Here is a 9,182-nt window from a genome sequence, read left to right as displayed (position 1 = left end):
TGCCGGGCCTATTGAAGCCACGCTGCTCAACCTAAATCTTGCCCAAGTGCCTCCCTCTTTTGCCCACACGGGAATCGTATAAGAGATCGAATTTTGTCCGCTAGCAAGCGGTTCGTCAGTTACTATTTGCTCAGCGGAATCAAACACTCCATCTTGGTTCCAATCGACCCAGCCATTGAGAAATCCACCACTCTCGCTTGCAACAGCGCTTATCACGGAATTAGTGCCAATTTCGATACCAGTAACAAAATTGATACCGTCGTCGTCATCGGAGTTATCGCTAGCGTCATCACTCAAAGGAAAAACGTAGGCGTCCGATTCAGTATCAAGCAACAGACCAAGGTGCAAAGAACTCTCACCATGGCGCGGGCCCGATGAATCATAACTAGTTTGATAACTGTCTGGCGCATCACCAAAATCTAATCCTATCGAGCTTACGACAGGCGCTAGCGCACATCTCGCTCCATCATTAGAACTCGAGGTTGGGCCATACGCAAAAAATACGCCCTGTGGCTCACTTACAGAAACATCGATCTTATATATGTAACCGTTGCCATTGTTACTAAGATAAAGGTTATTATTTACGTCGAAAAATTGAGCGCCAAAAACAAAGTTAAAACCTGCGCCAGCTTCATTCAATACTTCGCGAATCCGTGTCGTTTGACCCGTAATTGGATCAATCGTTCTCAAAAAACCATTGTTATCCACAGCGTAAATCAGACCATTCGTCGGGTGAAAAGCGAAATCCGTAAGATTGGGATTCCCCATCGAAGATGACGTTGCAACTTGCGTCATCACTAAGCTGTCATCAGGATCGTTCAAGTCAACGGAATACAAGCCATGGCCTGATCGATAGCCAAACCATTTGTTTTCTTCTATAGAGACATCACCCACATAAAAGTTTCGCCCAATCTTGCCGCTGACAATGGTGAGAGGTTCGGGAGTGTATTCGCTACCAAATCTGGAAAGTGTTGCAGAGCCGTAGTCCCAACCGTAGATGTAATCATCATGAAAATTATACCCTGCGCCGTTTACCTTGTTGGTCTGCATGTCGGGTGTCAGAGTGTTGTAACTTCCTGTAGAGAGATCAACACCATACGCAATCGTCTTTGACGTAGGCGTTTGAATTATAAATGCTTCTGTTGGACACGCGTCGAAGGGGGTGACAGCGTGTACATTAATAACCATGAAAAATGAAAAGACTATCGAAAAAATAGTTTTGCAAAGGGACATACGACCACCCGACTTTTAAAGAAAGTACTTCGATAAGCAAGGTATAAGCAGGAACAAGGCCAAACATATTATTTATATAAATATCAGAATGTTAGTCAATTATGCGCACTATATTTCAACATGCTGAGAACGGAATTTTGCAAACTGAAAACCGAATCGCTAATTATGCTCTGCTAAACCGCTTGCCTTTTCAGATTCGAGATATGCTTTAAAAGCATGCAGTGACTTTCTATAGGCGTTCGCACCAAGTCGTTTTATCAAAAACTCTAAAGGCCGCAGCGATTGGTGAACTCTAAAACCGATGCGGTATGTCACCCTTACGCCTTCTTTTAAAGGTTCAATCGAAAAGCTTTCAACGAGCTCATCTGCATAAGGCAACGAAACGGCGGCAACTCGATACGCAATATGGCTTGGAGGTTCATAAGCGATAAACTCCTCTCGAAAATGGATGAAACCGCTTAGTGTAACCTCTCGCCAGCGCCCAGTTTTATCTTCATGAATAGGACTAGCCGCCGTCATACCATGGAACCAATGAGGCCATGAAGATGAGGTTTCTAAAGCCTCATAGGCGCGTTGCTGAGTCGTATTTATATCAACGACGTATTGGAGCGTTATCGGAGCTGAAGAAATAAAACTCATGTCCGCCGCAGCGCATTTAAATTTCATAACATGCACTCACTTGGGCTTTGGAGCCTAACATCGAAATGACCAAGCTCGTTAAACACTCATTATGGGCGCTCGTGCAAAATTAAGCGACACGTCTTCATAATTCATCCAAGCGAATAATGCCTTTTAATTTTTATTGATCGATTACATATTCCAAAAAAGTTAAATCGTGATGCTGCTATAGACCCACTCACAACAGAACAAGGCATGGATTTTAATGAACGATCGCGAACTAGCGAGAGCCCTTTCGTATGATGGCAAACAGCTGAAAACCATAGGAGGTATTACCAATGCTTTGGTAGCCTGGGATCGAGACTTTACCTTAGAACTCGGAGTAACACGTCAAGGAACAACGCAGCTGTGTCTAGTGATATCTATAAATGGAGTGAAGGCGAACTATAACGATGAGCTTTTGAATCGATCATCGCGACAAAAGCCGAAGGCATAAATTAAATCAGGAAAAGAAAAATGGCGGTGAGCCAGGGATTCGAACCCCGGGAGGGCTATTAACCCTCGCTGGTTTTCAAGACCAGTGCTTTCGACCACTCAGCCAGCTCACCGCATTTCTGACGTTGCCACGACTGCGACAACGGGTGTGCATAATACTCGAAAAAAATTGCGTGTCAACGCCTATTTCTGAAAGAATTGTCAGTTGTATTTTTGATCTGTGACCCTATTATAAAGCGTAAGGTTTCTAAATAGTTTTCACCCCAAAATTTGGAGTAATTTGATGCAGGATAAACAGTTTCCTCAAGCGAAAGCAGCTTCTGCTGACGCCGACCACCTTGGCCAGGTCATGGGTAGTGGCCAGGCGGCTCTCGGTACAGACGTAGCTTCTATACTGAAGAACACCTACATGCTTCTGGGCCTAACATTAGCCTTCTCGGCATTTGTGGCTTATCTATCAATGGACGCACCACGCCCGGGCATTCTTGTAACGTTAGTCGGCTTTTATGGACTTTTCTTTCTGACTGCAAAGCTGAGCAATAGCGCTTGGGGTCTTTTAAGCACATTCGCACTAACCGGCTTTATGGGTTACACCCTTGGCCCGATAATTGGCATGTTTGCAGGTGCTGGAGCAATGCCTATAGTCGCCAATGCTTTAGGCCTCACTGCTTTCACGTTTTTTGGGCTTTCGGCATATGCTTTGATTACTCGAAAAGACTTCAGTTTTTTGGCTGGCTTTTTAACCATCGGCTTTTTCGTTCTTCTTGGCGCCATGGTGATTGGCTTCTTTACTAACATCGCAGGGTTGCAGCTTATGATTTCAGCTGGCTTTGTATTGTTCTCTTCTGCGGCTATTTTGTTTCAAACTAGCGCGATTATTCACGGTGGCGAGCGAAATTACATTTTAGCGACGATTAGCTTGTATGTTTCAATTTACAATCTGTTCTTGAGCTTGCTTCAGCTACTAACAGCATTCGCTGGCGAAGATTAATTTGAACAGAACTTGAATAAAAGCCCGCACTTGCTGCGGGCTTTTTTGTGCATACAGCTTCCACTCATCTACGCACAGCATTACACTAAGCCACATGAAATTTGCCATTCTAATTACTGGAGCCCCCTACTCTTCTCAAGCGCCTTATTCCGCCTTGCAGTTTTGTCGCGCCGCAATTAAGCAAGGACATGAGATTTATCGCGTTTTTCTTTATCGCGATGGAATCCATTTAAGCACCCGACTTGCAACTCCGCCTCAAGACGAGCTCAACATCTACTCAGAATGGCAAACTTTTTCTGCGGAAAATAATATTGAAATCATCACGTGCATTGCTGCGGCAGCCAGGCGCGGATTGATTGATGAAAGCGAAGCAAAACGACACAACAAAGATACGCACAACATGCACCTATCAGGAGAGCTTTCGGGCTTAGGGCAGCTCATAGAGGCACACATCATAGCCGATCGTCTTGTAACATTCGGAGCCTGAAATGAGTATTAAATCCTTAGTCATTGTGTTCACGCAGCCTCCCTCTGCATCAAGCGCGAACCAAGAAGCGCTTGATCTTGCTCTTGCAGCTGCAAGTTTCGATCAAGAAGTAAAGCTGGTCTTTGAAGGCGATGCCATCTATCAGCTTGTCAATTCACAAGAGCCTGGATTAGTTGGCCGAAAAAACTTATCAAAGATGATGAAAGCCCTCCCTCTGTATGGAATCGATCTGCTTTATATTTTTTCCGGCTCCGATACAAGCTCCCAAGAACTCCCTGAAAACGCAACGCTTCTCGACGACCAAAGCTACCAAACGCTGCTTGCGCAGAGCAATTCGGTGATCCGGTTCTAACACTATGGCTACTCTTCACACCATCAATCAAAGCCCAAGCAAGTCGACTTCATGGCATAAAATGCTCAGACTAATATCGACAGGCGACAGCGTTTTACTGATCGAAGACGCTTGTTATGCCTGCATGGACAGTCGAACGATACAAGAGCTTGATTCGCTGATAGAGCGACATTCCATTACAGTTTATGTTTTGGAGACGGACCACACGGCGAGAGGACTTCCCAAGGCGATGCCTTGGCGCAAGATCGGATACGATACCTTCGTCGCCCTCGCCTCTGAGACGGACAAAACTGTTGCGTGGTGTGCCGAATGATCCCTCGCGACCCTCAGGGCTTTCTAATAAACCTCGAAGATTGGAGCGAAGAAGTCGCCGTAACAATTGCACGAGAAGAAGGCATCGAGCTAAACGATGATCACTGGGAAGTGCTTTGGTTGCTGAGAGAGTTCTACGCGGAATTCGACCTTTCACCAGCCAACCGAATCTTGGTTAAAGCAGTAAAAGAAGAGCTTGGCGAGAAAAAGGGAAATAGCATCTACCTTCTGCAGCTTTTCCCAGGAAGCCCTGCAAAAATTGCGAGTAAAATCGCAGGACTTCCGAAACCTCTAAATTGCCTTTAACCTCATTACACGAGAAGTGAACAACTAATGAACACCCACGAAAACATTCGCCAAAGCGTCTCTGAACACTCTTTTGCACAATATGTTCGTATACTAGGAAAAGGCAAAAAAGGCTCGCGCTCCTTCACACTAGAGGAAGCGAAAGAGGCAATGGGCATGATTTTGCGCAATCAAGCAGAGCCCATTCAACTCGGAGCGTTTCTCATGCTAATCCGGGTTAAGGAAGAAAGCCCAGAAGAGCTGGCGGGCTTTGTAAGCGCGGTTAAAGATCATCTCAAAACACCAGAAATACATGTTGATTTAGACTGGTCATCCTACGCAGGAAAACGACGCCACCTACCTTGGTTTATATTTTCAGCCTGCTTGGTTTCCCAACTTGGCTATCGGGTCTTCATGCACGGCGCGAGCGGACACACAAACAATCGCATTTATACCGAGACGATTATCAACAAACTGGGATTGAACACAGCGTCCTCGTGGAGTGAATGCCAAGACGCCTTGGCGCAAAGCAACTTTTGTTATATGCCGCTCAACAGCATAAGCCCAAAGCTGGCAGAGTTGATTGATTTGAGATCAACACTAGGGCTTCGCTCGCCCGTTCACTCACTTTCTCGCTTAATCAACCCCCTTAATGCGCCAAACATATTGCAGGGGGTCTTTCACCCTCCGTACCTAACCCTCCATCAGGAGGCAGCTCGCTTACTCGAATACAAACGAACGGTAACAATGAAGGGTGAAGGCGGAGAGATCGAGCGAAATCCGGATAACGCCTGCGTATCATACGATTGCACCAACGGCGAGCTAACGACAGAAGAATGGCCAGCCAAGTTCTCTCGGCGTCATACCAAGCCCGCAGAGTTGAGTTTCGAAGACATGCTGATGTTGTGGTGTGGAGACTCGAAGGATGAATACGGAGAGGCAGCGATCATCACTACTGCAGCTCTCGCTCTTAAGACCATTCAACCCGCTCTAACGCAGCAGGAAGCGATGGAACAGGCCGAGCAAGCTTGGAGCGCGCGCGATACCCATCGCTTTCAACTCAGTTAAGTAGGCGGAGGGCGATAGAGCAATCAGGCTGCAAACTGTCTGCAGCCTGTTAAATAAGCCTGCGAGTAGAACAAGCTACTTATAGTAAGCGTTCTCGGTCACCGTGTGATCAGTTGCATCCTTAACCCCTGCAAGCTCAGGCAATACTTCCAGCAGACGCTTTTCAACACCATCTTTGAGCGTAATGGACACGGCACTACATCCCTGACAACCGCCACCAAAACGCAAAACAGCCACGTTATCTTCCGTCAGTTCAACGAGACTTACCTCGCCACCGTGAGACGCAAGCCCCGGGTTAATATCAGTCACTAAGAGATAAGTTATACGCTCCTCGAGCGATGAGTTTTCATCGACCCGAGGCATTTTAGCGTTAGGCGCCTTGATAGTAAGCTGCCCTCCCATCTTCTCCTCTGCGTAATCGACATATGCTTCCTCAAGGAAAGGAATACTTTTGGTTTCGACGTACAGCTTAAAACCATTGAGATCAACAACTGTATCATCAGGGACAATATCTTCAGACTTACAGTACGCCAAACATGTTTCAGCCATTTTTGTGCCGGGCTGAGTGACAAACATACGAACCCCCATACCGGAGTCTTCTTGCTTATCAATCAATGACGACAAATACACTTGCGCCGAATCTGAAACAGTAACCATAAATAAATACACCTGATAGAATTTGCGCTAATTCTAGACCTTTCCGTTGAATTGATAAAGACCTAGTAAAACACTCGGATATAATCTATATCAAAACATTTCAATATAGTTTCCGTTCAGGTATTATTGCGCGCCTGCTCACTCGTTAAACAAAGCGCGAAAGCGGCAGCCTGCCGGAATATTTCATTAAAAGGTAAATCCATGACAGATAAAGCATTACGTACCGAAGCCCTCCTAAAGGCAATAGAGGAACGCATCCTCATTCTTGATGGCGCTATGGGTACGATGATTCAGAGATTAGGTTTTTCTGAAGAGGATTACCGAGGTACACGCTTCGCGGATATCGAACAAGACGTCAAAGGCAACAATGACCTTTTGTGTCTGACTCAAGCAGATGCGATTGCGCGCATCCATCGTGAATATCTTGATGCTGGTGCAGACATCATTGAAACCAACACCTTTAACTCCACAAAGGTATCGCAGGCCGACTATAACATGGAAGAGCTAGTCTACGAGCTCAACTATGAAGCCGCCCGAATTGCGCGGGAAGAGGCTGACAAAAAAACCGCCGAGACGCCAGATCGGCCTAGATTCGTTGCAGGGGCCGTCGGCCCAACCTCTAGAACCGCATCAATCAGCCCGGACGTAAACAATCCCGGTTATCGTAATGTCACCTTCGAAGAACTCTATGATAACTATTATGAAGCCGTAAAAGGCCTTGCCGAGGGTGGGTCCGACATCATTCTGATCGAGACGATCTTCGACACGCTGAATGCTAAAGCGGCGATATATGCTACCGAGCAGTTTTTCATAGACGAAGGCTACGCGCTGCCGATCATGATTTCCGGAACAATTACTGACGCATCAGGCAGAACGTTATCAGGGCAAACAGCCGAAGCGTTTCTCTACTCGGTACAGCACTGCAAGCCATTAAGCATAGGCTTCAACTGCGCTCTAGGTGCCGACGCATTAAGGCCTTACATCGAAGAGCTTTCAGAGAAAGCGAACTGTTATGTTAGCGCACACCCTAATGCTGGCCTGCCCAACGAATTTGGTGAGTACGACCAGACCGACGAAGAGATGGCGGCAATCGTCGAAACCTTTGCACAAAGCAATTCCATCAACATTATCGGCGGCTGTTGTGGCTCAACACCGGAGCACATCGCCGCAATTGCCCGACACGTTAGCAAGTACCCTGCTCGCAAGATCCCAACGATTGAACCGAAAGTTCGGCTATCAGGCCTTGAAGCTTTCGTTGCAGATGAGAACACGCTGTTCATTAATGTCGGTGAGCGCACCAACGTCACAGGCTCGCGACGCTTTTTGCGTCTGATAAAAGACGAGCAGTTTGACGAAGCCTTAGATGTCGCACGAGATCAAGTCGAGAATGGCGCACAGATTATCGATATCAACATGGATGAAGGCATGCTGGAATCCGCCAGCGCAATGGCCACCTTCCTCAATCTAATCGCATCTGAGCCGGACATCTCTCGCGTACCGATCATGGTGGATTCTTCGAAGTGGGAGGTGATTGAAAAAGGACTTCGTCATATTCAAGGCAAAGCCGTAGTGAACTCAATTAGCCTAAAGGAAGGCGAAGAACAGTTCGTCAAACACGCCAAGGCCTGCATGCGTTATGGAGCAGCCGTTGTCGTGATGGCCTTTGATGAACAAGGCCAGGCAGACACCTTTGAGCGAAAAATTGAGATCTGTAAACGCTCCTATGATGTGCTCGTGGGGCTTGGTATGCCACCGTCAGATATTATCTTTGATCCAAACATCTTCGCTGTCGCTACCGGAATTGATGAGCACAACAATTACGCAGTCGACTTCATTGAAGCAACCCGATGGATTAAAGAAAACCTCCCCCACGCGAACATTTCAGGCGGCGTGAGCAACGTGTCATTCTCATTCCGCGGCAATGACGCAGTGCGCGAAGCCATCCATTCTGTATTTTTATACCACGCGATTAAAGCTGGCATGAACATGGGTATCGTGAATCCTGGCCAGCTCGTCATTTATGATGAAATCGACCCGGAATTGAAAGAGCGCGTTGAAGACGTGGTCATGAATACGCGAGACGATGCCACAGACCGACTACTTGAAATAGCGGATAAATTTAAAGGCACTGGCGGAGAAAAGCAGGTTGAAAATCTGGAATGGCGGGAGCTACCTGTCAATAAGCGCCTAGAACATGCTTTGGTGAAAGGCATCACTACATTTATTGTCGACGATACAGAAGAAGCGCGACAACAAGCCGCCCGTCCAATCGAAGTGATTGAAGGCCCATTAATGGATGGCATGAACGTCGTTGGGGACCTATTTGGCGCCGGCAAGATGTTCCTTCCACAAGTAGTTAAAAGCGCTCGCGTAATGAAACAGGCGGTTGCTCACCTGATACCCTATATCGAAGCAGAGAAAAGCGGCAAAGCACAATCCAAGGGCAAGATTCTAATGGCGACCGCTAAGGGCGACGTGCACGACATTGGCAAAAATATCGTGGGCGTTGTCCTTCAATGCAACAATTACGAAGTCATCGATTTAGGTGTCATGGTTCCTGCAGACAAAATCATAGCGGCGGCAAAGGAGCACAATGTCGATGTTATCGGCGTTAGTGGATTAATCACGCCGTCACTCGACGAAATGGTCCATGTCGCAAAAGAAATACAACGCGATGGCCTGAA

Annotated in this window: 11 protein-coding genes and 1 tRNA gene; 8 read left to right on the top strand and 4 right to left on the bottom strand. The window is 46.9% G+C overall.

Features of this window, described 5'->3' with window-relative positions; genetic code table 11:
- Positions 1-1,188: GEVED domain-containing protein (locus A3751_RS08215; protein WP_197466236.1), on the bottom strand; the 1,188-nt coding region annotated here is incomplete at its 3' end.
- A 204-nt stretch (positions 1,189-1,392) separates the two neighbouring features.
- A complete protein-coding gene (locus tag A3751_RS08210) occupies positions 1,393-1,899 on the bottom strand; it encodes an SRPBCC family protein (RefSeq protein ID WP_068454243.1) in 507 nt (168 codons plus the stop codon).
- A gap of 217 nt (positions 1,900-2,116) precedes the next feature.
- On the opposite strand from A3751_RS08210, the gene A3751_RS08205 reads away from it, so the two are divergent.
- On the top strand, positions 2,117-2,347 hold the full coding sequence (locus A3751_RS08205) for a hypothetical protein (RefSeq protein ID WP_068454240.1): 231 nt from the start codon (positions 2,117-2,119) through the stop codon (positions 2,345-2,347).
- Positions 2,348-2,368: 21 nt separating this feature from the next.
- On the opposite strand, the gene A3751_RS08200 is transcribed toward A3751_RS08205, so the two are convergent.
- Positions 2,369-2,459: transfer RNA gene (locus A3751_RS08200), tRNA-Ser, on the bottom strand.
- 236 nt (positions 2,460-2,695) lie between these two features.
- Here A3751_RS08200 and A3751_RS08195 point away from each other — a divergent pair.
- From A3751_RS08195 to A3751_RS08170, 6 genes are all read left to right on the top strand, one after another.
- Positions 2,696-3,337, top strand: coding sequence for a Bax inhibitor-1/YccA family protein (locus A3751_RS08195; protein ID WP_068454246.1), 642 nt, complete (start codon positions 2,696-2,698; stop codon positions 3,335-3,337).
- Between the two features lie 94 nt (positions 3,338-3,431).
- A complete protein-coding gene (gene tusD / locus A3751_RS08190; RefSeq protein ID WP_068454237.1) occupies positions 3,432-3,824 on the top strand; it encodes a sulfurtransferase complex subunit TusD in 393 nt (130 codons plus the stop codon).
- 1 nt (position 3,825) lies between these two features.
- The gene (locus A3751_RS08185) at positions 3,826-4,176 is read left to right on the top strand and encodes a DsrE family protein (protein WP_068454234.1); all 351 of its coding nucleotides are present in this window, start codon (positions 3,826-3,828) and stop codon (positions 4,174-4,176) included.
- A gap of 4 nt (positions 4,177-4,180) precedes the next feature.
- Positions 4,181-4,489: a sulfurtransferase complex subunit TusB gene (gene tusB / locus A3751_RS08180; RefSeq protein ID WP_068520188.1), complete on the top strand. Its 309-nt coding sequence runs from the start codon at positions 4,181-4,183 to the stop codon at positions 4,487-4,489.
- Positions 4,486-4,794, top strand: coding sequence for a TusE/DsrC/DsvC family sulfur relay protein (locus tag A3751_RS08175; RefSeq protein WP_068454228.1), 309 nt, complete (start codon positions 4,486-4,488; stop codon positions 4,792-4,794). Before tusB ends, A3751_RS08175 begins: the two co-directional genes overlap by 4 nt.
- Before the next feature lie 27 nt (positions 4,795-4,821).
- Positions 4,822-5,841: a glycosyl transferase family protein gene (locus A3751_RS08170; RefSeq protein WP_068454225.1), complete on the top strand. Its 1,020-nt coding sequence runs from the start codon at positions 4,822-4,824 to the stop codon at positions 5,839-5,841.
- A 75-nt stretch (positions 5,842-5,916) separates the two neighbouring features.
- Here A3751_RS08170 and nfuA read toward each other — a convergent pair whose 3' ends face one another.
- Complete coding sequence (gene nfuA / locus A3751_RS08165) at positions 5,917-6,498, bottom strand: Fe-S biogenesis protein NfuA (protein WP_068454222.1); 582 nt, start codon at positions 6,496-6,498, stop codon at positions 5,917-5,919.
- 201 nt (positions 6,499-6,699) lie between these two features.
- Between nfuA and metH the strand changes: the two genes are divergently transcribed.
- Positions 6,700-9,182 (top strand): methionine synthase (metH, locus tag A3751_RS08160; protein WP_068454219.1); only part of this gene is annotated, 2,483 nt, incomplete at its 3' end.

The organism is Oleiphilus sp. HI0080 (assembly GCF_001635135.1).
This window is presented reverse-complemented; position numbering and strand designations above follow the sequence as displayed.

Bases quoted from the DNA above. Each gene is read 5' to 3' on its own strand.
- A3751_RS08210 (WP_068454243.1), bottom strand. From the start codon at position 1,899: ATGAAATTTAAATGCGCTGCGGCGGACATGAGTTTTATTTCTTCAGCT.
- A3751_RS08205 (WP_068454240.1), top strand. From the start codon at position 2,117: ATGAACGATCGCGAACTAGCGAGAGCCCTTTCGTATGATGGCAAACAG.
- A3751_RS08195 (WP_068454246.1), top strand. From the start codon at position 2,696: ATGGGTAGTGGCCAGGCGGCTCTCGGTACAGACGTAGCTTCTATACTG.
- tusD (WP_068454237.1), top strand. From the start codon at position 3,432: ATGAAATTTGCCATTCTAATTACTGGAGCCCCCTACTCTTCTCAAGCG.
- A3751_RS08185 (WP_068454234.1), top strand. From the start codon at position 3,826: ATGAGTATTAAATCCTTAGTCATTGTGTTCACGCAGCCTCCCTCTGCA.
- tusB (WP_068520188.1), top strand. From the start codon at position 4,181: ATGGCTACTCTTCACACCATCAATCAAAGCCCAAGCAAGTCGACTTCA.
- A3751_RS08175 (WP_068454228.1), top strand. From the start codon at position 4,486: ATGATCCCTCGCGACCCTCAGGGCTTTCTAATAAACCTCGAAGATTGG.
- A3751_RS08170 (WP_068454225.1), top strand. From the start codon at position 4,822: ATGAACACCCACGAAAACATTCGCCAAAGCGTCTCTGAACACTCTTTT.
- nfuA (WP_068454222.1), bottom strand. From the start codon at position 6,498: ATGGTTACTGTTTCAGATTCGGCGCAAGTGTATTTGTCGTCATTGATT.